25 protein-coding genes are annotated in these 25,701 nt (G+C 64.9%); 20 read left to right on the forward strand and 5 right to left on the reverse strand.

The annotated features are described in order from the left end of the window. Positions 1-5 precede the first annotated feature (5 nt). The 3 genes from GN330_RS14685 to GN330_RS14695 all read right to left on the reverse strand — a co-directional run bounded on the left by GN330_RS14685 (position 6) and on the right by GN330_RS14695 (position 5,656). Positions 6-827 carry a TIGR02186 family protein gene (locus GN330_RS14685; RefSeq protein WP_156713421.1) on the reverse strand — a complete coding sequence of 274 codons (822 nt, stop codon included), beginning with the start codon at positions 825-827 and terminating at the stop codon, positions 6-8. Between the two features lie 2 nt (positions 828-829). Continuing rightward, on the reverse strand, positions 830-1,753 hold the full coding sequence (locus GN330_RS14690) for a sulfite exporter TauE/SafE family protein (protein ID WP_343040697.1): 924 nt from the start codon (positions 1,751-1,753) through the stop codon (positions 830-832). Between the two features lie 204 nt (positions 1,754-1,957). Next, positions 1,958-5,656, reverse strand: a complete 3,699-nt coding sequence (locus GN330_RS14695) for an SEL1-like repeat protein (protein ID WP_156713422.1) — start codon at positions 5,654-5,656, stop codon at positions 1,958-1,960. A 197-nt stretch (positions 5,657-5,853) separates the two neighbouring features. Here GN330_RS14695 and GN330_RS14700 point away from each other — a divergent pair, with 197 nt between their 5' ends. The 13 genes from GN330_RS14700 (at position 5,854) to GN330_RS14760 (ending at position 17,797) form a co-directional block, all read left to right on the forward strand. Then, positions 5,854-6,123 carry a hypothetical protein gene (locus GN330_RS14700; protein ID WP_156713423.1) on the forward strand — a complete coding sequence of 90 codons (270 nt, stop codon included), beginning with the start codon at positions 5,854-5,856 and terminating at the stop codon, positions 6,121-6,123. A gap of 3 nt (positions 6,124-6,126) precedes the next feature. After that, positions 6,127-6,582, forward strand: coding sequence for a MerR family transcriptional regulator (locus GN330_RS14705; protein ID WP_156713778.1), 456 nt, complete (start codon positions 6,127-6,129; stop codon positions 6,580-6,582). Positions 6,583-6,725: 143 nt separating this feature from the next. Then, a complete protein-coding gene (locus GN330_RS14710) occupies positions 6,726-8,522 on the forward strand; it encodes an acyl-CoA dehydrogenase C-terminal domain-containing protein (RefSeq protein WP_156713424.1) in 1,797 nt (598 codons plus the stop codon). A gap of 72 nt (positions 8,523-8,594) precedes the next feature. Further along, positions 8,595-9,767 carry an acyl-CoA dehydrogenase family protein gene (locus tag GN330_RS14715; RefSeq protein WP_156713425.1) on the forward strand — a complete coding sequence of 391 codons (1,173 nt, stop codon included), beginning with the start codon at positions 8,595-8,597 and terminating at the stop codon, positions 9,765-9,767. 2 nt (positions 9,768-9,769) lie between these two features. Beyond that, positions 9,770-10,219 carry a PaaI family thioesterase gene (locus GN330_RS14720; RefSeq protein WP_156713426.1) on the forward strand — a complete coding sequence of 150 codons (450 nt, stop codon included), beginning with the start codon at positions 9,770-9,772 and terminating at the stop codon, positions 10,217-10,219. After that, positions 10,216-10,848 (forward strand): glutathione S-transferase family protein, encoded by a 633-nt coding sequence (locus tag GN330_RS14725; protein ID WP_156713427.1) that lies wholly within the window; start codon positions 10,216-10,218, stop codon positions 10,846-10,848. Before GN330_RS14720 ends, GN330_RS14725 begins: the two co-directional genes overlap by 4 nt. 66 nt (positions 10,849-10,914) lie before the next feature. Beyond that, positions 10,915-12,123, forward strand: a complete 1,209-nt coding sequence (locus GN330_RS14730) for an acetyl-CoA C-acetyltransferase (protein ID WP_156713428.1) — start codon at positions 10,915-10,917, stop codon at positions 12,121-12,123. Between the two features lie 8 nt (positions 12,124-12,131). After that, positions 12,132-12,716, forward strand: a complete 585-nt coding sequence (locus GN330_RS14735) for a cysteine hydrolase family protein (protein ID WP_156713429.1) — start codon at positions 12,132-12,134, stop codon at positions 12,714-12,716. Between the two features lie 11 nt (positions 12,717-12,727). Then, entirely contained in the window at positions 12,728-14,944 is a 2,217-nt protein-coding gene (locus GN330_RS14740; RefSeq protein ID WP_156713430.1) for an FAD-dependent oxidoreductase, read from the forward strand. 135 nt (positions 14,945-15,079) lie between these two features. Then, positions 15,080-15,625 carry a thioesterase family protein gene (locus tag GN330_RS14745; RefSeq protein ID WP_156713431.1) on the forward strand — a complete coding sequence of 182 codons (546 nt, stop codon included), beginning with the start codon at positions 15,080-15,082 and terminating at the stop codon, positions 15,623-15,625. Between the two features lie 124 nt (positions 15,626-15,749). Then, positions 15,750-16,370, forward strand: a complete 621-nt coding sequence (locus GN330_RS14750; protein ID WP_156713432.1) for a 2-hydroxychromene-2-carboxylate isomerase — start codon at positions 15,750-15,752, stop codon at positions 16,368-16,370. Between the two features lie 91 nt (positions 16,371-16,461). Further along, a complete protein-coding gene (locus GN330_RS14755; RefSeq protein ID WP_156713433.1) occupies positions 16,462-17,112 on the forward strand; it encodes a S24 family peptidase in 651 nt (216 codons plus the stop codon). A 7-nt stretch (positions 17,113-17,119) separates the two neighbouring features. Continuing rightward, a complete protein-coding gene (locus GN330_RS14760; protein WP_156713434.1) occupies positions 17,120-17,797 on the forward strand; it encodes a thermonuclease family protein in 678 nt (225 codons plus the stop codon). Here GN330_RS14760 and GN330_RS14765 read toward each other — a convergent pair. Beyond that, the gene (locus tag GN330_RS14765; protein WP_156713435.1) at positions 17,780-19,438 is read right to left on the reverse strand and encodes a lysine--tRNA ligase; all 1,659 of its coding nucleotides are present in this window, start codon (positions 19,436-19,438) and stop codon (positions 17,780-17,782) included. The genes GN330_RS14760 and GN330_RS14765 overlap by 18 nt on opposite strands. A 111-nt stretch (positions 19,439-19,549) precedes the next feature. Here GN330_RS14765 and GN330_RS23995 point away from each other — a divergent pair, with 111 nt between their 5' ends. After that, a complete protein-coding gene (locus GN330_RS23995) occupies positions 19,550-19,684 on the forward strand; it encodes a hypothetical protein (protein WP_281349417.1) in 135 nt (44 codons plus the stop codon). Positions 19,685-19,716: 32 nt separating this feature from the next. Here the strand turns inward: GN330_RS23995 and GN330_RS14770 are convergent, their stop codons facing one another. Next, a complete protein-coding gene (locus GN330_RS14770) occupies positions 19,717-20,487 on the reverse strand; it encodes a sulfite exporter TauE/SafE family protein (RefSeq protein WP_156713436.1) in 771 nt (256 codons plus the stop codon). A 176-nt stretch (positions 20,488-20,663) separates the two neighbouring features. Between GN330_RS14770 and GN330_RS14775 the strand changes: the two genes are divergently transcribed. The 6 genes from GN330_RS14775 (at position 20,664) to GN330_RS14800 (ending at position 25,700) form a co-directional block, all read left to right on the forward strand. Next, positions 20,664-21,326 (forward strand): thiamine phosphate synthase, encoded by a 663-nt coding sequence (locus GN330_RS14775; protein ID WP_156713437.1) that lies wholly within the window; start codon positions 20,664-20,666, stop codon positions 21,324-21,326. Then, positions 21,323-22,285, forward strand: coding sequence for a tetratricopeptide repeat protein (locus GN330_RS14780; protein ID WP_156713438.1), 963 nt, complete (start codon positions 21,323-21,325; stop codon positions 22,283-22,285). The genes GN330_RS14775 and GN330_RS14780 overlap by 4 nt, the downstream gene beginning before the upstream one ends. Positions 22,286-22,391: 106 nt before the next feature. Next, positions 22,392-22,955: an elongation factor P gene (efp, locus tag GN330_RS14785; RefSeq protein ID WP_156713439.1), complete on the forward strand. Its 564-nt coding sequence runs from the start codon at positions 22,392-22,394 to the stop codon at positions 22,953-22,955. Between the two features lie 27 nt (positions 22,956-22,982). Beyond that, positions 22,983-23,783: an inositol monophosphatase family protein gene (locus tag GN330_RS14790; RefSeq protein WP_156713440.1), complete on the forward strand. Its 801-nt coding sequence runs from the start codon at positions 22,983-22,985 to the stop codon at positions 23,781-23,783. Between the two features lie 101 nt (positions 23,784-23,884). Further along, positions 23,885-24,571, forward strand: coding sequence for a PAQR family membrane homeostasis protein TrhA (gene trhA / locus GN330_RS14795; RefSeq protein WP_156713441.1), 687 nt, complete (start codon positions 23,885-23,887; stop codon positions 24,569-24,571). A 97-nt stretch (positions 24,572-24,668) separates the two neighbouring features. Then, the gene (locus GN330_RS14800; RefSeq protein WP_156713442.1) at positions 24,669-25,700 is read left to right on the forward strand and encodes a MotA/TolQ/ExbB proton channel family protein; all 1,032 of its coding nucleotides are present in this window, start codon (positions 24,669-24,671) and stop codon (positions 25,698-25,700) included. Position 25,701 lies beyond the last annotated feature (1 nt).

Here is a 25,701-nt window from a genome sequence, read left to right on the forward strand (position 1 = left end):
GAACGTCAGTCGCGCCGGAAGACAATACGCCCAAGCCAGCCGGTGAACACCGCCAGAACGGCAGCGAAAATCCCGTAAAACAGGCTGTATTCATGGGCGAAACGGAACACGCTTTGCTCGAAACCGGCTTTCAAGATGACGAGCTGGGCGGAGTTTTCCTTGATGAAGATGCCGTTGCGGAACAGGAAGGCGCGCGCCTTGTGGGTGCCCACCGGCACGTTGGGGGCGAGCGTCAACGTGGCGCGGAAAAGGCTTTGCGTCAGGAACTGCACGCCGCCGATGCGTTCCGAATAGAGGCCCGTCGTCTTCTTGAGTTGCCTGAGCGCGGCCTCGAACTCCTTGATGGTGGCCGTGTCGACGTCCCTGTCGAGCGGTTCGATGTAGATGTTGTCGGCGCCGAGCGCGAGTTGGCGGTAATTGATCGGATCGGTGATGTCTTGCGGAACCCGAGTCGTGGCGACGGAATAGGAGACCGGCACATTCACGAATATCTCGGACTGGGTGTTCATCCAGACGCCGAGGATGCGCTGCTTGCGTCGGACCATAACCGGACGGGCCGGTCCTTCCAGCACGACGATGACATCGTAGCGCCCCTGCCTGTTGATCAGCGGATCGGCATTGTCGAGCGCGCCGAAGATCGTCAGATCGGCACCGGAAAAGTCCGAAGTGATCGAAATTCTGTCCGTCGACAGGCCGATTTGGATACTTTCAGCATTCGTCGGCGGTGCCGGTGCCGCGCGCGGCACCGGCCCTTGCGCGCGCGCGGATGCGATCGCCAGCAATAGCAAAAGCACGGTGGCGGCGGAAAGGGTCGAGCACCGCATCATTGTCACGACGCCCCCAGTGCCGACAGCGAGTAGAGGTTGGGCGGGCGCACGAACAGGTCGTAGGCCAACCGGAGCGCGACGGCGAGCACCAGAGAAGCAAGCAGGGCGCGCAACTGCTCGCCGCGCAGCTTCTGTCCGGCCTTGGCGCCGTATTGCGCGCCGGCGACGCCGCCGACCATCAACGCCATGGCCAAAATGATGTCGACCGTCTGGTTGGTGGTGGCGTGGACGATGGTCGTATAGGCCGAGACGACAACGATCTGAAACAGCGACGTGCCGATGACGACATTGGTCGGCACTTTCAAGAGGTAGATCATTGCCGGCACCATGATGAAGCCGCCGCCCACGCCCATGATGGAGGCCAGAAAGCCGATCGCCGCGCCGAGCACCAGCACTGGAATGATGCTGACGAACAGCTTCGAGGCGCGAAAGCGCATTTTGAGCGGCAGACGGTGGATCCAGTTGTGCTGACCGGGTCTTTTCAGGTTCGGGTTGATGCCGCGCCGCGCATTGCGGATGGCGTGGACGCTTTCCACGAACATCATGCCGCCGACCGTACCGAGCAGGACGACATAGAGCAGCGACACGAAGAGGTCGAGCTGTCCCATCTGTCGCAACAGCGAAAAGACGTAAATGCCGAGCGTCGAGCCGACGATGCCGCCCGCAAGCAGCACCGTTCCGAGCTTCATATCCAGCGTCCCGCGCTTGAAATGCGCCAGGGCGCCGGAAAACGAAGAGGCCACGACCTGATTGGCGCCGGTGGCAACCGCGATCGCGGGGGGGATATTGTAGAAGATCAGAAGCGGCGTGATCAGGAAGCCGCCGCCGACGCCGAACAGCCCGGACAGAAAGCCCACCGCCGCGCCCATCGCCAGGAGCACGAAAACGTTGACTGACATTTCAGCGATGGGAAGATAGATGCCCACGCGAAGAACTCGACCGATCTGCCTGAGACAAGAGCCTGATTTGGCTCTTACATTATCGTAGGAAGCTTAAGGTGTTCTTGCGCCGACATTGAGGCCATGTCAAACGCCGCACCACGCCCGAACCGGCAAATCGAGCCGTCGGGGAGGACGGCACGACCGCGGGCCTGTCCATTTCGCCGAAAAACGGCCTGAGGGCGGGAAGGCTCAGTCCCGATCGAGCAGCGAGCGCACCAGCGCTTCGTTGATCTGTCCGGTCGGCTCCATTCCCTGTTCGGCCTGGTAGGCGGCGATCGCGGTTTGCGTCTTGGCGCCCATGATCCCGTCGGCCGGGCCGGCATTGAAGCCGCGCTTGTTCAGGATGTCCTGGACCGCGCGGATCGCCTGCTTGACGTCGACCGCGGCGGTGACCGTTTCGCTCTCGCGCCAGGATTCGGGAATGTCGACCGCATTGGCGTCCTCGACGACCGGCTTCGGCTTCCACAGTTCAGTGGCCGCGCGTGCCTTGGCAAGTTGCTCCGGCCGCAATGCTTTGGCGACTTCGTCGCGTTTGGTCGCCGCATCCTTGTCGCCGGCCTCCGCGACGAGCGCGAACCATTTGTAGGATTCTTCCAGGCTCTGCGGCACGCCGAGGCCCTTGGCGGCCAGGATGCCGAGATTGAACTGGCTGTCCTTGACGCCGAGTTCGGCCGCTTTGATGAACCAGCGCGCCGCCGAATCGTTGTCGCGCGGTCCGTCGCCGCCCATGGCGAACAGCACAGCTAGGTTGTGCATGGCGCTGGCGTTGCCCTGATCGGCCGCCAACTGGTACCAGGTCTTGGCCTTGGCGAGGTCGCGCTCCACGCCGACGCCTTTTTCGTAAAGATTGCCGATCCGGTATTGGGCCGGTGCCAGCCCCAACTCGGCCGAACGCTCGTACCACTGCGCCGCCTTGGCCATGTCGGCCTCGGTGTCGCGGCCCTGCTGGTAACGGTTGCCGATCTCGAACATGGCGCGCGGGTCCCCCTCCTGCGCGGCTTCGCGCAGCGGCAGCGGTCCCGCTTCGTCCGGCACGGGCGCGAGCCGCGTGGCCGCTGCATCGGCCGGCTGCAAGACGGGCTCGGCGGCGACGTCGGCTTCGACCGGCATTGCCTGTTCGGGCTCCAAAATGCCGGTGTCCGGCACGAGCGCGGCCATGTCCTGGTCCGGCCCGGTTTGTGTGGCTACAACCTCGTCGGCCTCCTCCGTCATGTCGGCCGGCTCGCCGATCACGCGCACCGGCTCGGTCTGCGTCTCGTCCGCCGCCACCTCGTCGGCGTCGAGGAGAGGGGCGTGCGCCACCAGGGGCTGTTGGAGGGACGCGTCGGTGTCGCCGCCGGCGATCTCCTCCGACCCGCCGATGAATGCCTTGCCGAGTTGCAGGCCGGCCAGTGCCATCATGATCGCCGCGGCCGCCATCAGGATCGGCTTGCGCTTGGCGCGCAGGAACTCGCCGGCGCTGAGCTTGCGCGATTTCTTGCCCTTGTCCGAGCCGCGCTTGAAGGAATCGGCCTCGGCCGCAGCCGCCTGGGCGGCGCGCCGGGCGGCGGCGATGAAATCGGCTTTGGCCGCGCCGGGGTCGTTGCTGGACGCGGCCTGGGCCCGTTCGGTTCTGACGCGTTTCATGATCGCGTTCAGATTGGGGGCGCCCGAACCGGGTTCGAGCGGACGATCGACGGCCTCGGGATCGAGAGGTCCGTCGATCTCCGGCGCCGCGGAAAGGCTCGGCTCGGGCTTGTCCCTGTGCGGCAGGCTATTCTTGTCGTTGCCCTTTTTGCCGGCCAGCGCGCGCGCCAGCCCGCCCAGCATCGACGCCTTGGCCGGTTCGGGCGCCGCCTTTTCGTCGGCGACCGCGCTGACGGCCGCCTTTGCGGCGGCGGCAGCGGCTTCGGCCGGCGAGCGGCTGCCGGCGGGGATTTCGGGATCGAAATCGCCTGACAGGGCGGGCTCGGGCAGCCTCGGTTCCAGGGCCGGCCCGACGTCCTCGGGCGCGATCGACGGGGCGCTTGCGACCGGAATTTTGGCTTTGACGGTCGGCTGGCTTTGCCTGGTTTCCAGGGTGCCGAGCCGGTCGACGACTTTGAGAAGTGTGTCGTGGATCGCCTCGAAGGTACGCGAATTGCGTTCGTCGGATTTGCGCATCAGCCCTTCGAGCGCCTTCAGATCGCCGGCAAGCAGGGTCGCGTCCTCGTCGGCTATGCCCGCCGCATTGAGCGAGCGAACAGCGTTGTCGGCCGCTTCGCGCGCCGCCGCGACGATCATGTCGCGCTGTTCGCTCAAGGAGCGCTCGATGTCGTCCAGGCGCGGCGACAATATGTCGAGATCGTCGCCCGCCTTCGCCGGCCGGGCCAGATGCGCGGTCAGGTCGGAAACCTGGCTTTCCAGACTGCGAATGAGGTCGGAATCGATATCCGAGGTTCGCTGGCTCGACAGGTCGAGGCGTTCGGAGATTTCCGTGAGCCGGCGTTCCAGATCGGCGGCCAGTTGCGGCTGCACCGACGCCCGCGTGTCGATGCGGTCGGTCAGGTCGGCGAATTTCTCGTCCAGCGCGCGCAGCAGTTCGGGATCGGTGGTCGGCGCCGTCGCGGATCGCTCGGCGATGCGCGCGTGCAACTCCTCGAGCCGCCGGTCGAGCTCCTTGAACAGCGATTTGCTTTCGGCTTGCGAATGACCCTGTCGCTCGTCGATGAACGTCGCCATTTCCGACAGCCGCCGTTCCAGGCCGTCGACGATCTCCTCGCTACCGGCATGGCCCGCACCGGCATCCAGCTTGGCCGCGATGCTGGCGACCTGGGCGGTCAGGTGTTCGATCGCCCGTTCGGGCATCGCGACGCGTCCGGCGATGTCCTCCACACGTCGCGATAGCGTTTCCATGCGCTGAAGCAACTGGTCTCCCGGCGCCTCGCTGGCCACATCCTCAAGCAGTTCGGCGAGCGCCGATATCCGCGCCTCGATCCGATCCAGCGGCGCGAAGTCGAAGGGCTGGGTCGTCGCCGACGCCGCGATCGCGCGCGAGATTTCGTCGAGCCGGTCCTCGAGCTTGTCGATCAGGCTGGTATCGGGGTGCGTTTTTTGGGCGGCGAAATGTTCCAGAGCCGCGGCGAGCGAGCGCACTTTTTCTTCCAGCGAGCGCAGCGACAGGGAATCGGGAAGGTTGCCCACTGCGGCGGTGATCTGTTCGAGCCGGTCGGACAGGACGCGGATTTCGGGATCGGACGCGCCGCCGGATGCGCGTTCCTGCAGTTTCTCCCACCTCTGGTCGAGCGAGCGGACCGTGTCCTCGCGCGCCAGTTCCGAAAGCGATTCGCGAACCTGTTCCAGTTCCAGCCGCAGCAGGCCGATGCCGCGGTCGTCGCTGCGCTCGGCAACCGACTGGATCGTTTCGGACAGGCGTTCCAGTTCCGCGTGCAGCGCCTGGCTGTCGGCCAGCGGGCCGCGCTGCGCGGCGACGCCGTCGATCTTGTGACGCAGCGCGGCGAATTCCTGGTTCAGGTCACTGGCGATCTGCTGATGCAGTTCCCGACGCAGCGTCTTGAGGTCGCCGGCGGCGACCCGACGAGCGTCGTCGTTGCGGCCATCCTCGTCGAACCGTGTCCGCGACCGTTCCCACGGGTAGGGCCTGTAGCGTTCCCCTTCTCCCGCCAGGCGCTCGCGATGGGGCTCTTGCCCGGTGTAGGTACGTTCCAGCGACGTCCCGGCGGCCAGGCGCCGGTCCCGGCGCGAGCGTATGCCTTCGGACTGCGGGCCACGGTCGGCCACGCCGTCACGTGGCTTGCCGAACCGGCTCTCGAGGTCGTCGAGCGTTTGGTTGAGGTCCTCGATCGACGTACGAGGCCGCCTTTGGCGCCCGACATTGAGTGACTCGAGATAGGAACGATTGCTGCTCATCAAGACGTCCGTTCGAGTTCGGCGTCACGGGCGGGTGCCCGTGCCATAACAGGGTTGGCACCAGGGGTCGGACACAAAGGCTGGCCGCTCGCGGGCCGGCTTGGCGGGCACTGTGCCTTCAACCCCGGTGCGCATCGCCGTGAAGAACGCGAAACAGAATAGCCACGGAAAATCGACAGCCGAACAATTCCCCACACGTGGTAAACAAGGCGTTAACCAACCTTACCAAAGTGCTGAGCCCGGGCCGGATTTGCCGGGGATGCGGCCTTGTCGGTCGAGGATTGAAACAGTTTGTTGTCAAACTTGAATTGAATTTCCCCGCCGAAACATTAGGTGCGCTGCACAAACGGGTCGTCGGTGTCGTGATTCGCGACGGTGCGACCGAACCAGCGACAGAACTGACCGGAATGATCGGCGAGCGATGCGTTTCGCTCCGTCAGCCGGTCGAGATCTTTTGGAACCTTTAAATGATGAAGACTGTCTCGGCCATCGAAGCGATGGCCAACGCCTCCGAGGCGTTCGCCGAAACCCACGATAGCTATGCGCGCATCGGCGATCTCGCCAAAACCCATGGGGTGTCGTTGCGCGCACTCCGCTTCTACGAGGATAAGGGGCTGCTGAGCCCGCGCCGGGACGGCAGCGCGCGGCTTTACTCGCGACGCGAAAGCGCGCGGCTGAAACTGATCCTGCTCGGTCGACAGGTCGGCTTCTCGCTGCGCGAGATCAAGCAGATGCTCGATCTCTACGATCCGTCGGGCAACAATGTGAAGCAACTCAGAGTCACGTTGGAAAAGTCGCAAAAACAGCTCGCGCGTCTTCAAAAGCAGCGCGCGGCGATCACCGAGGCGATCGAACAGCTCGAAACCGCAGCCAATGTGGTGCGCGACAGGCTTTCGGAACGGACGGTGTCGGCCGCGGCGTCCTGACGGGCCAGCCAGGCAAAGTACATTTCGACGCAGTGCAAAAAATTGACGTTTACGCAAACGTCAAAGTTTGCTAGGGCTTGACTTCGAAATCGGTGCCGCGCGCCGGCCTGTCGGCGCGCGGTCAGCTTTTGCCGGAGGAAATCATGCCGACCTATCGCGCGCCCGTCGAAGACACGCTGTTCGTTTTGAAGGATGTGCTCGGTTACGAGCGCTATTCCAACCTTCCCGGATTTTCGGACGCCACGCCGGACGTTCTCGAGGCGATTCTCGCCGAGGGCGCCAAGCTGGCCGAAAACGTCATGCATCCGCTCAACCGTGTCGGCGACGAGCAGGGTTGCGTGCGCGCCGAGGACGGCTCGGTCAAGACCCCCGACGGGTTCAAGGACGCCTACGACCAGTATCGCGAGGGCGGCTGGATGGGGCTGGCCACGCCGGCCGACTATGGCGGCCAGGGCTTACCTTATACGGTGCATTCGGCGGTTGGCGAATATATGTCGTCAGCCAACATGGCGCTGATGATGTATCCTGGCCTCACTCAGGGCGCGATCGCCGCGATCCTGGTCCACGGTTCCGACGAGCAGAAGCAGACCTATGTGCCGAAGATGGTCGAGGGCCTGTGGACCGGGACCATGAACCTGACCGAGCCGCATTGCGGCACGGATCTGGGCCTGCTGCGCACCAAGGCCGTTCCCAACGATGACGGCTCCTACAAGATTTCCGGCCAGAAGATCTTCATCTCGGCCGGCGAGCACGACATGGCCGAAAACATCATCCATCTGGTGTTGGCCCGCATCGAGGGCGCGCCGGAAGGGGTCAAGGGCATTTCGCTGTTCATCGTTCCAAAGTTCAGGCTCGATGCCGATGGCAATGCCGGGGAGCGCAACGCCGTAACCTGCGGCTCCATCGAGGAAAAGATGGGCATTCACGGCAACTCGACCTGCGTGATGAATTACGACGAGGCCACCGGTCACCTGATCGGCGAGGAGAATGGCGGCCTCAAGGCGATGTTCGTGATGATGAACGAGGCGCGCCTCGGCGTCGGCATGCAGGGCCTGTCGGTTTCCGAGATCGCCTATCAGAACGCGGCTGCCTATGCCCGCGAGCGCATCCAGGGCCGCGCGCTGTCCGGGGCCAAGGCCAAGGACAAGAAAGCCGATCCGATCATCGTCCATCCCGACATCCGCCGCAATCTGATGACGATGAGGGCGATCAACGAGGCCGGCCGCGCGCTGGTGTTGTGGACGGCGCTGAAGTCGGACGTGGCGCACCGTTCGGGCGACGACAAGGAGCGCCAGGCGGCCGACGACCACATGGGCCTGATGACGCCGGTCATCAAGGGCGTGCTCACCGACAAGGGCTTCGAGCACGCCGTCATGGCCCAGCAGGTTTTCGGCGGCCACGGCTATATCGAGGAGCACGGCATGAGCCAGTTCGTGCGTGACGCCCGCATCGCCATGATCTACGAGGGCGCTAACGGCATTCAGGCCCTCGACCTGGTCGGCCGCAAGCTGCCGCAGAACGGCGGCCGCGCGGTCCAGGCCTTCTTCAAGGAGGTCGGCGATTTCTGCGAGGAAAACCGTTCCGACGAGCAGATGGCACCGCTGACCAAGGCGCTGAAAAAGGGCTTGAACGACCTGCAGGCGGCAACCATGTGGCTGATGCAGAACGCCATGCAGAAGCCCGACAATGCGGGCGCGGCCTCAAACGACTACATGCATCTCTTCGGGCTGGTCGCACTCGGCTACATGTGGGGGCTGATGGCCAAGTCCGCGCAGGACAAGCTGGCCGCGGGCGCGGAAGGCGCGACGGCGTTCTGCGAGAACAAGCTGGTGACGGCGCGCTATTTCATGGAGCGGGTCATGCCTGAATCGGCTGCCCATCTCGCGCGCATTTCGGCCGGCGCCGATTCCATGATGGCGCTCGACGCGGAGGCTTTCTGACGACCGGCGGCGACCTGCTCTGTTCAGGTTTGAACGAATTTGCTATAGGCAATAACGAAAGAGGAGTCGTCCATGGCCACCGATCCGGCAACCGTCCTCGCTCTCCCGAAACCCGCCTGGGCGGACGAGGAGGTCACCATGCTCTACGACATGGCGACCAAGTTCCTTGAGGCCGAAATCGCGCCGCATTACGACGCTTTCGAAAAGGCCGAGGTCTTCGATCGTGCAAGCTGGGAAAAGGCCGGTGCCAACGGTCTTCTTTGCGCCTCCATGCCGGAAGAACACGGCGGGGCGGGCGGCACCTACGCGCATGAAAGCGCGATTATCGAGGCGATCAGCCATGTCGGCGTCGACGGGTTCGGCATCGCGCTGCACAATTCGATCGTCGCCCCCTATATCGCCCATTACGGCTCGGAAGAGCAGAAGCAGAAATGGCTGCCGAAAATGGCGAGCGGCGAACTGATAGGCGCCATCGCCATGACAGAGCCGGGCGCCGGCTCCGACCTGCAGGGCGTCAAGACGCGCGCCGAAAAGGACGGCAACCACTATCGCATCAACGGCTCGAAAACCTTCATCACCAACGGCCAGCTTGCCAATCTGATCATCGTCGTCGCCAAGACGGATCCCGAAAAGGGCGCCAAGGGCACGTCGCTGATCGTGGTCGAGACCGACGAGGTCGAGGGTTTCGAGCGCGGCCGCAACCTCGACAAGATCGGCTTGAAGTCGAACGACACCTCGGAACTGTTCTTCAACGACATGCGCGTGCCGACGGCGAACCTGCTCGGCCACGAGGAAGGCCAGGGCTTTGTCCAGCTCATGCAGCAATTGCCGCAGGAGCGCCTGCAGATCGGCGGCACAGCGATCGCCATGGCCGAGCGCGCGCTGGCGCTGACCATCGACTACGTCAAGGAACGCGGCGCGTTCGGCCGCAAGGTGATTGACTTCCAGAACACGCAGTTCAAGCTGGCCGAGTTGAAGACCGAGGTTACGATCGGCCGCGTCTTCTACAATGATTGTGTCGCTCGCCATGTCGATGGCGGGCTCGATCCGGTGACGGCGTCGATGGCCAAATACTGGCTCTCCGACCTGCAGGGCAAGGTCGTGGACGAATGTCTGCAGCTTCATGGCGGCTACGGCTACATGAACGAATACCCGATCGCGCGCATGTATCGCGACGCGCGCGTGCAGCGTATCTATGGCGGCACCAACGAGATCATGAAGCTTTTGATCGGCAGGAGCCTTTGAAGATGGGCGCGGCGATCGTACCGGGCTTTTCCGCCGACCAGGCGCCGGCCACCGCCCGCTGGCTGGGCATGGATGTGGTGTCCTGGGACCGCGAGGCGGCGACCCTCAGGGTCTCGTTCGATCCGCCGCGTGACGTGATCAATTTCGGCGGCGTAATCCAGGGCGGTTTCCTGGTCGCCATGATGGACGACGCGATGGGTTTCAACGCCTTCATCAGCATGGACATGAAGAATGCCCAGGCCTCGATCGACATCCACACCCATTTTTTCCGTCCCGTCGCCTATGGCCGCACCGAGGTCGAGGCGCGTATCGTCAGGGCCGGTCGCAATGTGGCGTTCGTCGAGGCGGAGTTGTTCGACAAGGACGGAATTCTGGCGGCGCGCGCGGTTTCCAGCACCAAGTTGACGCCGATCGGCGGCGGAAAGTCCCAACCGGAGGCGGCATCGGCATGAGCGACTTCACCCTGCATTGCTTCGCCGAGAGCGGTAACGCCTACAAGGCCGCGCTGATGCTTGAACTGTGCGGCGCCGACTGGCAGGCCAAGGGCATCGGCTTTTTCAAGGGCGAGACCCGCGGCGCGGATTACCGAGCGCTCAACGTCATGGGCGAGGCGCCGGTTCTCGTCCATCATCGCGCCGAGGGCGATTTCACTCTGTCCCAGTCGGGCGCGATCCTGATCTACCTGGCACGTCATTTCCAGAAATTCGGCCACGAGACCGAGGCCGAGGAGTTCGAGATTCTGCGCTGGGTGCTGTTCGACAACCACAAGCTGACCAGCTACACCGCGACCGAGCGCTTCATGCGCCATTTCCGCGGCAAGGCCGGCGACCCGACCGCCGAATTCATCTATGCGCGCGCCAAGGATGCCTGGAACGTCCTGGAAACCCATCTGCGCGGTCGCGACTGGGTCGCCGCCGACCGGCCGACGATCGCCGATCTGTCGCTGTGCGGCTATCTCTACTGGCCCGAGCAGATCGGCGCGGACTGGAGCGACTATCCCGCCATCGACCGCTGGCTGCAGAGATTGAAGGAACTCCCAGGCTGGCAGGCGCCCGAGGCGCTGATGCCGTCCGGGCAATGAGCTGAACCAAAGACGCGACCCCTGCGCGGCCGCCTTCGGGCGCGCGCCAGAAAAAGGAGACATCCAATGGCTGATGCATTTGTCTACGACGCCGTGAGGACGCCGCGCGGCCGCGGCAAGAAGGACGGGTCCCTGCACGAAGTGCCGGCGGTGCGCCTGGCCGCCCGCACGCTGGAGGCGGTGCGCGACCGCAATGGGCTCGACACGTCCAAGGTGGACGACATCATTTTCGGCTGCGTCGATCCCGTCGGCGAGGCCGGCTCGGTGATCCCGCGCGCGGCCGCCTTCGAGGCCCGTTACGCGACCGAGGCGCCGGGCATGCAGATCTCGCGGTTTTGCGCGTCCGGTCTCGACGCGATCAATTTCGGCGCCGCCAAGATCGCCGGCGGTTCGGACGAGATCGTGATCGCCGGCGGCGTGGAATCGATGAGCCGCGTCGGCATGGGCATGTCTGGCGGCGCCTGGTTCATGGACCCGTCGGTGGGCCTGCCGTCCTATTTCATGCCGCAGGGCGTGTCGGCCGACCTGATCGCCACCAAATACGGTTTTTCGCGCGACGACGTCGACGCCTATGCGGTCGAGAGCCAGAAGCGCGCCGACGCCGCCTGGAAGGACGGCCGCTTCAAGGATTCCGTGATCCCAATCAAGGACCAGAACGGACTGACCATTCTCGACCATGACGAGCACATGCGGCCGGGCACCGACATGCAGTCGCTGGCTTCGCTCAATCCCTCCTTCGTCATGCCGGGCGAAATGGGCGGCTTCGACGCGGTCGCCGTGCAGCGTTATCCCGAGATCGAGGGCGTCAACCACGTTCACCACGCCGGCAATTCGTCGGGCATCGTCGACGGTTCGGCCGCCGTTTTGCTCGGCTCCAAGAAGGCCGGCAAGACCATGGGTCTGACGCCGCGCGCCAGGATCAGGGCCTTCACCAATATCGGCTCGGAACCGGCGATCATGCTGACCGGCCCGGTCGACGTCACCGAGAAGCTTCTGAAGAAGGCGAAGATGACGATCGACGACATCGATCTGTTCGAACTCAACGAGGCCTTTGCCTCGGTCGTGCTGCGCTACATGCAGGCCTTCGAAATCCCGCACGACAAGATCAACGTCAATGGCGGGGCGATTGCCATGGGCCATCCTCTGGGTGCGACCGGCGCGATGATCTTCGGCACGGTGCTCGACGAGCTGGAGCGGCGCGATCTCAACACGGCGCTCGTTACCCTGTGCATCGGCGCCGGCATGGGCACGGCGACCATCATCGAGCGGGTGTGAGCTGAACCATGGCGGCTCCTGGAAAAGAGGCGGCGCTAATCCTCATCGACGTGCAGAAGGCATTTGTCGAGATGGAGGCGGCGGGGCACCGGCGCAACAATCCGCAGGCGGTGGCCAATATGGCGCGCCTGCTGGACGCCTTCAGGAACCAGGGGCTCGCCGTTTTCCATATCCGTCATGCGTCGACAGAGCCTGGATCCCTGTTGCGCCCCGAGCGCAGCGGGTTCGAGGCGATCGGCGAAACCCGCGAAAGGCCTGGCGAGGCGGTTCTGGTGAAGCACGTCAATTCGGCTTTCATCGGCACCGATCTCGAGCAGCAACTGCGCGATGGCAGGCACGAAACGGTGATCCTCGCCGGCATCACGACCAATCACTGTGTCGAGACGACAACGCGCATGGCGGGTAATCTTGGCTTTGACGCGCGTCTCGTGGACGACGCCTGCTACACTTTCGACCGGGTCGGCCGTTCCGGCGAAGTCGAAAGTGCCGAGGCAATCCACGCCATGACCCTTTCCAATCTCGATGGCGAATTCGCCACGATCGAAACGACCGAAACGGTGCTGGCGGCGCTTCGCCACAGCGCGGCGGCTTGAGGAGCAATCAGATGACCTACAAGAACTTCACCGTGGAGACCGACAGCGACGGCATCGCGCTCGTCACCTGGGATATGCCGGACCGCTCGATGAACGTCTTCACCGAGGAGGTGATGGACGAACTCGACCGCATCACCGACCAGATCGTCGCCGACGAGGCGGTCAAGGGCGTGGTGATCACGTCCGGCAAGGAAGCCTTCTCAGGCGGCGCAGACCTGACCATGCTGCAAAAGATGCTCAAGGTCTTCAAAGAGGCGGAGGTTCGCGACCACGAGGCGGCGATCAAGATGCTGTTTGAGGGCGCGGGCCGCATGAGCTGGCTGTTCCGCAAGATCGAGACCTGCGGCAAGCCCTGGGTCTCGGCGATCAACGGCACCTGCATGGGCGGGGCGTTCGAATTGTCGCTCGCCTGCCACGGTCGGGTCGCCGCCGATGGCGACAAGGTCAAGATGGGCCTGCCCGAGGTCAAGGTCGGGCTCTTCCCCGGCGCCGGCGGCACCCAGCGCGTGCCGCGCCTGACCGACGGGCAGCAGGCTTTGCAGATGCTGACCACGGGCGCTGCCCTGTCGCCGAAAAAGGCCAAGGGCATGAACCTGATCCACGAGATCGCCGAGCCTGCCAAGCTGGTCGACGCCGCCAAGGCGATGATCAGGAACGGGCTCAAGCCGGTCCAGCCTTGGGACGAGAAGGGCTTCAAGCTGCCGGGCGGGCCGGTCTATTCGGCCGCGGGCGCCAATCTGTGGCCGCCGGCGATCGCCATCCTACGTCGCGAGACCTACAACAATTATCCGGCCGCCGCGGCGATCCTGAAATGCGTCTACGAGGGGCTTTTGGTGCCCTTCGAGACCGGGCTGACCATCGAGCAGCGCTATTTCACCGAAATCCTGCAGACCACCGAGGCGGCGATGATGATCCGCTCGCTGTTCGTGTCGCTGCAGGAACTCAACAAGGGCGCGCGCCGCCCCGAGGGCGTGGCCCCGACCAAGTTTACCAAGATCGGCGTGATCGGCGCCGGCTTCATGGGCGCCGGCATTGCCTATGTCACCGCCAAGGCTGGCATCCCGGTCGTGCTTCTCGACCGCGACATGCCGGCGGCCGAAAAGGGCAGGGACCATTCCGCCGGCCTGATGGACGGGTTGATCAAGAAGGGCCGCGCCACGGCCGAGGACAAGGAAAAGCTCCTGTCGCTGATCACCCCGGCCGACGATTACGGCCAGCTTGACGGCTGCGAGCTGGTGATCGAGGCCGTGTTCGAGGATTCCGACATCAAAAAGGGCGTCACCGAGAAATCGGAAGCCGTGCTTGCCGCCTCGGCGACCTTCGCCTCCAACACTTCGACGATCCCGATCACCGGCCTGGCCAAGAACTCCAAGCGGCCGAAGAACTTCATCGGCATCCATTTCTTCTCGCCGGTCGACCGCATGATGCTGGTCGAGATCATTCTGGGCAAGAAGACCGGCGACAAGGCGCTGGCGGTGGCGATCGACTATGTGCGCGCGATCAGAAAGACGCCGATCGTGGTCAACGACACGCGCGGCTTCTACGTCAATCGCTGCGTGCTGCGCTACATGTCGGAAGCCTATCAGATGCTGATCGAGGGCGTGCCGGCGCCGATGATCGAAAACGCCGCCAAGATGGCCGGCATGCCGGTCGGCCCGCTGGCGCTGACCGACGAGACCGCGATCGATCTGGCCCAGAAGATCATGAAACAGACGATCCGCGATCTCGGCGAAAAGGCTGTCGACCAGGAGCAGTTCGCGCTGATCAACACCATGGTCGACACCCATGGCCGCCACGGCCGCAAGAACGGCAAGGGCTTTTACGACTATCCGGCCAAGCCGGCGAAAAAGCATCTGTGGCCGGGCCTGAAGGATCTTTATCCGCAAAAGGCGCCCGAGGAGATCGACGTCGAGGTGCTCAAGCAGCGCTTCCTCGTCACCATTGCGCTCGAAGCCGCGCGGGTGATGGGCGAGAACATCGTCACCGATCCGCGCGAGGCCGATGTCGGCTCGATCCTGGCCTTCGGCTTCGCGCCCTATACCGGCGGGGCGCTGTCTTATATCGACGGCATGGGCTCGGCCGCGTTCGTCAAGCTCGCCAAGCAGCTTCAGAAGAAATACGGCCCGCAGTTCAAGCCGCCGAAAGTGCTGGTCGACATGGCCGCCAAGGACGAGAGCTTCTACCAGCGCTTCGACCCTTACGCGGATCGCCGGCAAAAAGCGGCCTGACGACGGCGGCCCTTTCCGCGCGCAGGCGCGGAAAGGGCAGGCAAAGCAAAAGGAAGGACCGACGCGCCGCCGGTCCTTCTTGCGCCCCTTCGGGGCCCTTCTTCCCGCCGATGGGGAGGAGGAAAGGAGCATTCCATGTATGAGTGGGGACGATTGCTGCGGGTCGCGGTGACCTCCAAATCGCGCGGCGCGTACCGGCTCGGCGAGGAAAGCGGGCTCTCCTTCCGCTGCCTGCCGTCCGACATCGATTCCAATATCCATTTGAACAATGCCCGCTACATGATGCTGGCCGATCTCGGCCGTATCGATTTGTTCCTGCGCGCAGGGCTTCTGGGTCTGGCGCGCCGCAACAAATGGGCGCCGATGATGGGCGGCGTGCAGTCGGTCTATGTGCGAGAGATCAAGCTGTGGCGGCGTTTCGACGTTCTGTCCTCGATCGAGACTTGGGAGGGCACCCAGGTGATCGGCCGCCACCGCTTCGTGCTCGAAAACGGCGAGACGGCGGCGCTGATCATGACGACGGCGGGCGTCTACGACGTCCCCAACCGGCGCTTCCTGGCGATCGACGAGGTCGTTGAAGCGCTCGGCGCACGGGTGACGCCGCGTGCGCCCAATGCCGCGGAAGCCGAATTCATGGGCTCGCACGGACGCCTGCGGACGCTGGCCAAATCACTGCGCTGAGCCACCATTGACGGCGGTGCGGCGCCGGCCAGAGCCCTCGCGAATGTGATCGCGGCGGGCTTTCCCGGCCCGCGCGCGACCACTACTGTGCCGGGTCAGGCAACAGCCCGGAGAGCCGCCACCCATGTCCGCCGTCATCGACTATTATTTCACCGCCGTGTCGCCCTATGTCTATCTCGGCCACCAGGCCATGGTCGACCTGGTCAAGAAACATGGCGCCTCCATCCACTACAAGCCGGTTCTGCTTCCCGGCCTGTGGGAGGTCTCGGGCTCGGTCCCGCTGGGCCAGCGCTCGCCCACCCGCCAGCGCTACCGCCTGCTCGAACTGCAGCGCGCGGCATTCCGGCGCGACCTGCCGATCAATCTGAAGCCGAAATTCTTTCCAGCCGATCCGGCACTCGCCGACCATGTGGTGATCGCGCTGCTTCAGCGTCAGGCCGACCCGACCGGCTTCATGGGGCGCGTCTTTGCCGGTGTCTGGGCGAACGATGAAAACGTCGCCGACGCCGACACGCTCGCGCGCTATCTGGAGGCCGAAGGCCATGACGTCGCCGATGTGCTGCACGCCGCCCAGGGCGAGACGGTTGCGGCCGAGCGCGCGCAAAATACGGCCGATGCCGTCGCCGCCGACGCGATCGGCGTGCCCGCCTATGTACTTAACGGCGAGGTGTTCTGGGGCCAGGACCGGATCGAGGACATGGCGCTGGCGCTGGAGACGGGGCGGGCGCCGTTCTCGGCCGGGTAGCCGGCGCGGCATTGGCACTGGACACGGGCGGCGCAGGCCATTAAAACCCGACAAAAGGTATTTTTTCCTGTGTTTCCGCGAGGAGTGCATCATGCTCTCGCATGAACGCGTGTGGGCTGCGATCGACGCGCTGGCCGAGCGCCATTCGCTGTCGGTCTCCGGCCTGGCCAAGCGGGCCGGGCTGGATTCGACCGCCTTCAACAAGTCCAAGCGCAGTTCCGCCGATGGCCGTCCGCGCTGGCCGTCGACCGAATCGCTCGCCAAGATCATGCAGGCGACCGGCGCAACGCTGGACGAATTCGTGGCTCTGGTCGGCCGTGGAATGGTCGACGCGCGCGACGCGCTGCCGGTGCAGCGCTCGACCGTGCCGCTGCTCGGTTTCGCCCAGGCCGGCGCCGGCGGGTTCTTCGACGATGCCGGTTTCCCGGCCGGACAGGGTTGGGAACTGGTCGATATCCCGGCCGGCGCGCGCGAAGGCGCCTATGCGCTCGGCGTCCAGGGCGATTCCATGCTGCCGCTTTATCGTGACGGCGACGTGCTGATCGTCGAGCCGGGAGCGAGCGTCAGGCGCGGCGACCGCGTCGTGGTCAAGACCGTTGCCGGCGAGGTGATGGCCAAGGTGCTGGCCCGCCAGACGACGCGGCTGATCGAACTGCGCTCCCTCAACCCGGACCATGAAGACCGCACGCTGGCGGTGGGCGAGATCGAATGGATCGCCCGGATCGTGTGGGCGAGCCAGTAGCTGGCCGATGCGGATCCTCTATCTCGCGTCCCTGCTGGGCCTGCTGCTGGGGCCCACGCCGGCCGCCTTCGCCCAGTCGGACACATCCCCCATGGGTGCCGCGCGCACGATCGCGCCCGACATCGTCGCGCCGCCGGCGATCGATCCCGAAGAGATCGAGCGCGTCGCGCCGCGCGCGCCGCTGAGCGAGATCGGTCCGGCCCGCCCGCCGGGCCCGCTGGCCGGGGAGACCGACTGGACGCTGGTACGCCCGCTGGTCACGGCTGCCGGCCGGCTTGAGGTTGGGGGCGTGACGGTGGTGCTCGCCGGCATCGACATCATCGAGCCCGAGCGTCGCTGTCGGGGCCGGGACGGCGGCCGATGGCCCTGCGGCATGCGCGCCCGCACCGCGTTGCGCGGTTTCCTGCGCGGCCGCACGGTCGCCTGCGATCCGGCCGGCGACGGGGGCGGCGCCGTGCGCCGGGCCTCTTGCCGGCTCGGCGCACGCGATCTCGGCGCATGGCTGGTCGAAAACGGCTGGGCGATGGCGGCCGGAAACGGCCCCTACGCCGACGCGCAACGCCGGGCGATCGACAACAAGCGCGGCATCTTCGCCGATGAAGGCGTCGACCCGGCGCCGTCCGCGGACGCGCCGCCGGTCTCGATCCTGCCGGCGGACGAAGCCGCCTCAGGCCTCGGCGGCTGAGGCCAGGGTGCGCGCGATCATCGCGCGGGTTTCCTCGATGCCGTAAAGCGCCACGAACGAGCCGAAGCGCGGACCGCGCTCCTGGCCGATCAGCACCTGGTAGATCATCTGGAAGAACGCACCCGATACGCCGGGCCCGCCGCTCGGGCTTTTCTTGGCGTGGTCCTGGTAGCGCTCGATGCCGCGCGCCACGTCCAACAGCGCGTTCTGGATCGTTGCGCTGTCGGCGTCCGGCGGCAGCGTGGCGAGCTTGTCGGCCATGCCGGCCAGCGCCGCGCGCTCGACCGCGTCCGGCGCGCGGAACTTTTTCGCCGGTTTCACGAAATCGTCGAAATAGCGGATCGCGTAGCCGACCAGCCGGTCGAGTTCGGGATGGGTGTCGGGTGTCACGCCGGGCGCGTAGCGGGAGATGTAGCCCCACAGCACGGCCTTGTCGTGCGCGTTGGAGGCGCTGACCAGGTTGAGCAGCATGGCGAACGGCACCGGCAGGTCGATCGCCGGCGGCGCGCCGCTATGAATATGCCAGACCGGGTTCGACAGCCGCGCCGCCCAGTCCTGGCGCGGATAGGCCGACAGGAACTGGTAATATTCGTCAACGGCGCGCGGAATGACGTCGAAATAAAGTCGCTTGGCCGTCCTCGGCTTCTGGAACATGTAGAGTGCCAGGCTCTCCGTCGGCGCGTAGGTCAGCCATTCGTCGATGGTCAGGCCGTTGCCTTTCGACTTGGAGATCTTCTCGCCGTTCTCGTCGAGGAACAGTTCGTAGACGAAATGCTCGGGCGGTCGCCCGTCGAGTGCTGAACAGATGCGGTCATAGACCGGCATATTGGGGCCGTGGTCCTTGCCGAACATCTCGAAATCGACGCCGAGCGCGGCCCAGCGCGCGCCGAAATCCGGCTTCCACTGCAACTTGACCTGGCCGCCGGTGACGCCGTGCGTCACCTCCTCGCCGTCCTCGTCGAGATAGGTGACCGTGCCGGCCGCCGCGTCGACGGCTTTCATCGGTACGTAGAGCACGCGACCGGTCTTGCGCGAAATCGGCAGGAAGGGCGAATAGGTGGCGCGGCGCTCCTCGCCCAAAGTCGGCAGCATGATGTCCATGATCGCCTGGTAGCGTTCGGCCACGCGCTGCAGCACCGCGTCGAAGCGGCCGGATTTGTAATAGTCGGTCGCGCTGGCGAAATCGTAGTCGAAGCCGAACGTGTCGAGGAACCGGCGCAGCATGGCGTTGTTGTGATGGCCGAAGCTCTGATGGTCGCCGCCGAACGGGTTGGGCACCACGGTTAGCGGCTTGTGCAGATGCGGTTCGAGCGCCTTGGGGTCGGGCACGTTGTCGGGGATTTTGCGCATGCCGTCCATGTCGTCGGAAAAGCACAGCAATCTGGTCTTCACCTTGCCCTCGGTCAGGACGCGGAAGGCATGGCGCACCATGGTCGTGCGCGCGACCTCGCCGAACGTGCCGATATGCGGCAGGCCGGAAGGGCCGTAGCCGGTCTCAAACAGCACCGTGTCGGGAAAACCGGTTTTTTCGTAGCGCGCGATGACTTTGCGGGCTTCCTCGAAGGGCCAGGCTTTGCTTTTTTCAGCTACCGCGAGGATTTCGGGGGCAAGATCGATCGCGGTCGCGGCTGTGTCTGACATGTCTTTCTTCCGTTCGAGGCTTCCCGTCTAGAGCCGTTCATCTCGAAATGGAAGCAGTTTGATGGAATGGACTTTTTGCTCCGGCAAGGAGAAGTCCGCGGTGCGATATTCATGTCGGGCAAGGGCTTCGACACAGCCGACGCGAAAAATCCGCCCTGGCCGGGAGTGCTGAAGGCTTTGATTGACGGCATCAAGGCCCCGCCGCATTTCGACGCCATCCACGCATATGGTCTGCCAAACAGGTGAGGCGAGGCTGCGGCCGGAGTGACTGGCGCGGGTCAGCCGGTTAGCGCCGACACCCCGTCCCACAAAAGCTTCAGCGCGACCACGAAAACGGTCGCGTAGGCGAGCGGATAGAAGATTTCCGCGCGCATGCGCTTCACGACATAGGCGCCGGCCAGCGTCGCCAGAGGCGCGAACGGCAGCAGAGCCAGCGACGTGCCGAGATTGACGGCGTCGAACTGCCCGAGCGCGAAATAGGGGATGAGCTTGACCGCGTTGACGACCGAGAAATAGATGACGCTGGTTCCGGTATAAAGCTTCGGGTCGAAGCGCAGCGGCAGCGTATAGACCTGGTAGGGTGGACCGCCGGCATGGGCGACGAAGCTGGTGAAGCCGCTCACCGTGCCCCAAAACATGCCGACGGGCACGTTGTGCGTGCTCGCCTGGCCCGATCCGGCCACCGTTGAATAGAGCCAGCGCGCGACGAACAGCAGGGTGACCACACCCAACACCAGCCTGACCATGTCGCCGGTCACCAGCGTTGCCGTCAGCCAGCCAATGCCGATACCGAAAAGCGCGCCCGGCAACACGATGGCCAGCGTAGGCCGGTCGTAATATCCACGCCATGACCATAGCGAGACCATGTCCATCAGCACCAGGATCGGCAGCAGGATCGCCGCCGCCTGCACCGGCGAAATCACCAGCGCCATCAGCGGCACGCCGAGGAAGCCCATGGCGCCCCCGAGCCCGCCCTTGGCCAGGCCGACGAGAAGGACCGCGGGGATCGCGACGAGATAGAAGGACGGATCGGTGATCAGGGAGAGCATCAAAACCCGCGGCGATTGCAGGCGCAGCAATAACCGCTACGGGTCGCGATGGCGAGCGGCAATCGGGTATCCGGCATGCTCGGGCCATGCGGCGGGTGCTGGTCATTCAACGCGCGCTCGGCTATGCCCCATTCCCACCAAGATCGCACGCCATGAGCGGGCCGGAGAGCATGGATATGACCGAAAAGCCGCCCAACCGTTGCCGCCTTGTGCTGATCGCGCCGCAATCGCGCGATCTCGACACGCTGGCTGCGCAGCTCGAACGTGCCTGTGCGGGCGGTGATGTGGCCTCCCTCATCCTGCCTCAGTTCGACATGCTGGAGGCCGAATTCCAGGATCTGGCCGAGCGGATCGTGCCGACCGCTCAGGCGCGCGGCGTCGCGGTGGTGATCGCCGGCGCGCCGCGCATAGCCGCGCGCGCCAAGGCCGACGGCATTCATGTCGACACCGGCCATGCCGATCTCGCCGACGCTGTCAGCCGCTATCAGCCGGCGATGATGGTCGGGGCCGGCGGCGGGCGCGATCGCGACCGCGCGCTGGAACTCGGCGAATTGCGGCCGGATTACCTGTTTTTCGGCCGCTTCGGCTACGATTCCAAACCCGATCCGCATCCGCGCAACCTGGCGCTCGGCCGCTGGTGGTCGGAGATGATCGAGATCCCGTGCCTCGTGCTCGCCGGCAGCCGCATCGGCTCGGTCGTCGAGGTGGCGCGCACAGGCGCGGAATTCGTCGCGGCGAGCACGGCGGTATTTGCCGAAGACGCCGATCCGGCGGCGGCCGTTGCCGAAATCAACCGCCTGCTCGATGACACCGCTTCCGGCCACGGGACGACCCGATGACACGCAGGCATCCGCTCGCCACGTTGCTTTTCGCCACGCTGACGCTCGCCGGATTTCCGGCAGCCGGCGCCGATGGCGACCGCGCGGGTGGTGCCGAAAAAGCACCCGTGGACCTACAGCGCTTCGGTGACAAACAGTCCGATCCCGCTTTCGGCGCCTACCAGCGCGGCCTTTACATCACCGCCTACAACCTCGCCCTGCCGCGTGCCGAGGACGGCGATCCCGCCGCCCAGGCGCTGGTCGCGGAAATCCTGGCGCGTGGGCTCGGCCTGCCGCGCGACCCGGCCGCGGCGGCCCGATGGTACGGCGAGGCAGCCAAGGCCGGCATTGCCGAGGCGCAGTTCCAATACGCGCTCGTGCTGTCCGACGGCAAATATGCCGGGCCCGACCCCGACCGCGCCTTCGAGCTGATGAAGGCCGCGGCCGACGCCGGCAATCGGCTCGCGATGTTCAACTTCGCCCAGATGCTGATCAACCGCGAAGGCGGCGAGGCGGGCCTCGCAAAAGCGGTCTCCTATTACGAAAAGGCCGCGGAGGCCGGTCTTCCCGATGCCCAATACGCCATGGCCCAGCTCTACGCCAACGGCGTCGGCGGACGTCCGCGCGACGAGGCGCGGGCCCGCGAATACCTGGTCCTCGCCGCACGCCAGAATTATGACACCGCGCAACTCGACCTCGCTACCTGGCTCGTAGAGGGCCGCGGCGGCAAGCGCGATTACGAGGCCGGCTTCGGCTGGATGAAGCGCGCGGCCGAAAGCGGCAATGTCGCGGCCCGCAACCGGCTGGCCAAGCTTTATGTCCACGGTCTGGGCACCGATCCGGACGCGATCGAGGCCGCCGCCTGGTACATCACCGCGCGCCGCGCCGGACTGCGCGACCGCGATATGGACGATTTTCTCCAGGGCCTCACCGCCGAGGAACAGAAAAAGGCGATCGTGCGGGCCAACCGCCTGCGCTGAGCCGGTTCCCGTACCGCTCTCGTCTTGCCTCCCCGGCGGAATTGTGTTCTTGGAAGCCGCGAAAAGGTGCCTGGCGCGCCGCAAGGTATTTTCTGGATTTGAACGCATGAAGATCAACGGCAACGAAATCCGTCCCGGCAACGTGATCGAACACAATGGCGGGCTGTGGGTGGCGGTGAAGACCAACGCGGTCAAGCCCGGCAAGGGCGGCGCCTACAATCAGGTCGAGCTGAAGAACCTGATCGACGGCACCAAACTCAACGAACGTTTTCGCTCGGCCGAGACGGTCGAACGGGTCCGGCTCGAGCAGAAGGATTTCACCTATCTCTACGAGCAGGACGAATCGCTGGTGTTCATGGACGCAGAAACCTATGAGCAGCTCGAATTGCAGAAGGATTTCGTCGGCGACCGCTCGTCGTTCCTGCAGGACGGCATGACCGTGACGGTCGAGCTTTACCAGGAAAAGCCGATCGGGGTGTCGCTTCCCGATCAGGTGACGCTGACGATCGCGGAGGCTGACCCGGTGGTCAAGGGCCAGACCGCGGCGTCCTCCTACAAGCCCGCCGTGCTCGAAAACGGCGTCCGCGTCATGGTCCCGCCCTTCATCGCGTCGGGCGAGCGCATCGTGGTCGACACCAACGAGATCACCTATATCCGCCGCGCCGACTGACGGCGTCCGCGAAGAAAGTCCGGTCCAATGGCGCGTTCCGCGATCATCAATGTCATGGTGCAGGCCGCCGTCAAGGCCGGCCGCTCACTCGCGCGCGATTTCGGCGAGGTGCAGAACCTGCAGGTCTCGCTGAAGGGACCCGGCGACTATGTCAGTCAGGCCGACCGCCGCGCCGAGGAGATCGTCCATACCGAACTCGCGCGCGCCCGGCCCGGCTATGCCTTCCTGATGGAGGAGAGCGGCGCGCTCGACGGCGACGACAATCAGCATCGCTGGATCGTCGATCCGCTCGACGGCACCACTAATTTCCTGCACGGTATCCCTTTGTTCGCGGTCTCGATCGCGCTCGAACGCCAGGGCCAGCTCGTCGCCGGCCTGGTCTACAACCCGGCCATGGACGAGCTCTACACGGCCGAACGCGGCGGCGGCGCCTTCATGAACGACCGCCGGCTGCGCGTTGCCGGCCGTTCGAAACTCACAGATTGCGTGATCGGCACCGGCATCCCGCATCTCGGCCGGGGTCATCACGGCAACGCGCTGATCGAGCTGCGCAATGTCATGGGTGAAAGCTCCGGCATCCGGCGCATGGGCGCGGCCGCGCTTGACCTTGCCTATGTGGCGGCCGGGCGGCTTGACGGTTTTTGGGAACACGGCCTGTCGCCGTGGGACATGGCGGCCGGCGCGCTCATGATCCGCGAGGCCGGCGGTTTCGTCACCGATTTCGACGGCGGCGCGGATTTCCTCGATACCGGCTCGATCGTGGCCGGCAACGAGACGATCCACCGCATCCTGTCCAAGCAGCTTAAGAAAACGCTGCCCGCCCGCTGAGCGGCCGGCCCGGTCCAGACCCGCCGGCGGGCCAGGAAATATTTCCCTGTCCGGGGCGACTGCTCTACAGTTTCGTCACATCCGCCCGGTAGTGTAACGGTATGGACGATATGCGGATCAGCGACGAGAACGAACTCCCCTTTCGCGGACGATTTCATCACACCCCGGCCGAACGCTGGGCCGACGGCATCGTGCACGCTGTCGGCATCGTGTTGGCGATCGCGGCGGGCTCGACCCTGCTCGCCCTGTCGGCATTCAATACCGCTCCGGCCGAATATGTCGCGGTGATCTTCTACGTGGCCTCGCTGCTGACGGTGTTTTCGATCTCGTGCGCCTATAATTTATGGCCGGTATCGCCGGCGAAATGGATTCTGCGCCGCTTCGACCACGCCGCCATCTTCCTTTTGATCGCCGGCACATACACGCCCTTTCTGGCACAGCTTGCGACCGGCACGGCGACGACGATGCTTGTCGTGGTATGGACGGCGGCCGCACTGGGGATTTCGGTGAAGCTTTTTCTGCCCGGTCGCTACGACCGCGTCGCGGTCGCCTTTTACCTGGCGATCGGCTGGAGCGGCATCGTCGTGGTCGGCGAGATCGTCGATGTGCTGCCGCATTCCACTCTTTGGCTGATCGTCGCCGGCGGCATGGCCTATTCGTCCGGTGTCCTGTTTTTCGCGTGGCACAAACTGCGTTTCCAGTCCGCGGTCTGGCACGGTTTCGTGGTCTCGGGTGCGGGACTCCACCTCGCTGCCATGCTGGACCTGATGGTGATCAGCCGCTCCTGACCCTTCGCGTCGCGCGGCGTGGCAACTTTCAATTTCGTCACAATTCCGCTTAGGATCGCGCACACGGTTTGGGCGGGATCGGATTCGAGGCTTGGCAATGGCATGGTTACGAAATCTTGCGGAAGACGGGTTGGCGGGGCAGGCCGACTATGATCCGCACAAATTGTCGAGTCCGCAGATTTTTCTGCTCTCCATGCTCATTTTCCTGGCGATTGCCGGCTTCGTCGCCGCGATCCTCTATCGTCAGATATCCTCGGCTTTCGCGACCAATCCGGGCCTGAACGGCCTGATCCTGGGCGTTCTCGTCGTCGGAATCCTGCTCGTGTTCAGCCATGTCGTGCGGCTTTTTCGCGAGATACGCTGGGTGAACTCGTTCCGGCTTGGCACGGAGACCGGCAATCCGGTCCTGCTCGCGCCGATGAAGGTAATGCTGAGCCGTTCCTCGGCGACGGCGCTGACCACCTTGTCGATGCGCTCGATCCTCGATTCGATCGCCACCCGGCTCGACGAGAGTCGCGACATTTCCCGCTATCTGATCGGCCTGCTGGTCTTCCTCGGGCTACTCGGCACATTTTGGGGCCTGTTGCAGACGATCGGCGCCATCGGCAACACCATCCAGTCGCTCGACCCCGCCTCGGGCGATACCAACGACGTGCTCGACGCGCTGAAATCGGGCCTGGCCGCGCCGCTGGCCGGCATGGGCACGGCGTTTTCCTCCTCGCTGTTCGGCCTGGCCGGCTCGCTGGTGCTCGGCTTTCTCGATCTGCAGGCCGGTCGCGCCCAAAACCGGTTCTATACCGAACTCGAAAACTGGCTGTCCTCGGTCACCGATCTCGATTCCGACACGCCGGTTGTCGCCGAGACCGCCAATACCGGTTCGGCCGAGGAAATCCGCATGGTCGCCGAGCGCCTGCGGTCGCTTCAGGAGGCGGGCGGGTCGAGCCAGCGCGTCGCGACCTCGATGGCGAACCTGGCCGAGGGCATATCCGGCCTGGTCAAGAATATGCGCAACGAGCAGCAATTGATGCGCGACTGGGTCGAGGCGCAGTCGGAGGAGCAAAAGGCGACACGCGCCGCGCTCGAGAAGATCGCCGCGGCGCTCGACCCTGACAAACAGGGAGCCGATTGAG

The sequence above is a fragment of the Nitratireductor arenosus genome, assembly GCF_009742725.1.
GTDB lineage: Bacteria > Pseudomonadota > Alphaproteobacteria > Rhizobiales > Rhizobiaceae > Mangrovimarina > Mangrovimarina arenosa.

Excerpts from the sequence above, each read along its gene's own strand:
- GN330_RS14685 (WP_156713421.1), bottom strand. The coding sequence starts at position 827 with ATGATGCGGTGCTCGACCCTTTCCGCCGCCACCGTGCTTTTGCTATTG.
- GN330_RS14695 (WP_156713422.1), bottom strand. The coding sequence starts at position 5,656 with ATGAGCAGCAATCGTTCCTATCTCGAGTCACTCAATGTCGGGCGCCAA.
- GN330_RS14705 (WP_156713778.1), top strand. The coding sequence starts at position 6,127 with ATGAAGACTGTCTCGGCCATCGAAGCGATGGCCAACGCCTCCGAGGCG.
- GN330_RS14710 (WP_156713424.1), top strand. The coding sequence starts at position 6,726 with ATGCCGACCTATCGCGCGCCCGTCGAAGACACGCTGTTCGTTTTGAAG.
- GN330_RS14715 (WP_156713425.1), top strand. The coding sequence starts at position 8,595 with ATGGCCACCGATCCGGCAACCGTCCTCGCTCTCCCGAAACCCGCCTGG.
- GN330_RS14720 (WP_156713426.1), top strand. The coding sequence starts at position 9,770 with ATGGGCGCGGCGATCGTACCGGGCTTTTCCGCCGACCAGGCGCCGGCC.
- GN330_RS14725 (WP_156713427.1), top strand. The coding sequence starts at position 10,216 with ATGAGCGACTTCACCCTGCATTGCTTCGCCGAGAGCGGTAACGCCTAC.
- GN330_RS14730 (WP_156713428.1), top strand. The coding sequence starts at position 10,915 with ATGGCTGATGCATTTGTCTACGACGCCGTGAGGACGCCGCGCGGCCGC.
- GN330_RS14735 (WP_156713429.1), top strand. The coding sequence starts at position 12,132 with ATGGCGGCTCCTGGAAAAGAGGCGGCGCTAATCCTCATCGACGTGCAG.
- GN330_RS14740 (WP_156713430.1), top strand. The coding sequence starts at position 12,728 with ATGACCTACAAGAACTTCACCGTGGAGACCGACAGCGACGGCATCGCG.
- GN330_RS14745 (WP_156713431.1), top strand. The coding sequence starts at position 15,080 with ATGTATGAGTGGGGACGATTGCTGCGGGTCGCGGTGACCTCCAAATCG.
- GN330_RS14750 (WP_156713432.1), top strand. The coding sequence starts at position 15,750 with ATGTCCGCCGTCATCGACTATTATTTCACCGCCGTGTCGCCCTATGTC.
- GN330_RS14755 (WP_156713433.1), top strand. The coding sequence starts at position 16,462 with ATGCTCTCGCATGAACGCGTGTGGGCTGCGATCGACGCGCTGGCCGAG.
- GN330_RS14760 (WP_156713434.1), top strand. The coding sequence starts at position 17,120 with ATGCGGATCCTCTATCTCGCGTCCCTGCTGGGCCTGCTGCTGGGGCCC.
- GN330_RS14765 (WP_156713435.1), bottom strand. The coding sequence starts at position 19,438 with ATGTCAGACACAGCCGCGACCGCGATCGATCTTGCCCCCGAAATCCTC.
- GN330_RS23995 (WP_281349417.1), top strand. The coding sequence starts at position 19,550 with ATGTCGGGCAAGGGCTTCGACACAGCCGACGCGAAAAATCCGCCCTGG.
- GN330_RS14770 (WP_156713436.1), bottom strand. The coding sequence starts at position 20,487 with ATGCTCTCCCTGATCACCGATCCGTCCTTCTATCTCGTCGCGATCCCC.
- GN330_RS14775 (WP_156713437.1), top strand. The coding sequence starts at position 20,664 with ATGACCGAAAAGCCGCCCAACCGTTGCCGCCTTGTGCTGATCGCGCCG.
- GN330_RS14780 (WP_156713438.1), top strand. The coding sequence starts at position 21,323 with ATGACACGCAGGCATCCGCTCGCCACGTTGCTTTTCGCCACGCTGACG.
- efp (WP_156713439.1), top strand. The coding sequence starts at position 22,392 with ATGAAGATCAACGGCAACGAAATCCGTCCCGGCAACGTGATCGAACAC.
- GN330_RS14790 (WP_156713440.1), top strand. The coding sequence starts at position 22,983 with ATGGCGCGTTCCGCGATCATCAATGTCATGGTGCAGGCCGCCGTCAAG.
- trhA (WP_156713441.1), top strand. The coding sequence starts at position 23,885 with ATGGACGATATGCGGATCAGCGACGAGAACGAACTCCCCTTTCGCGGA.
- GN330_RS14800 (WP_156713442.1), top strand. The coding sequence starts at position 24,669 with ATGGCATGGTTACGAAATCTTGCGGAAGACGGGTTGGCGGGGCAGGCC.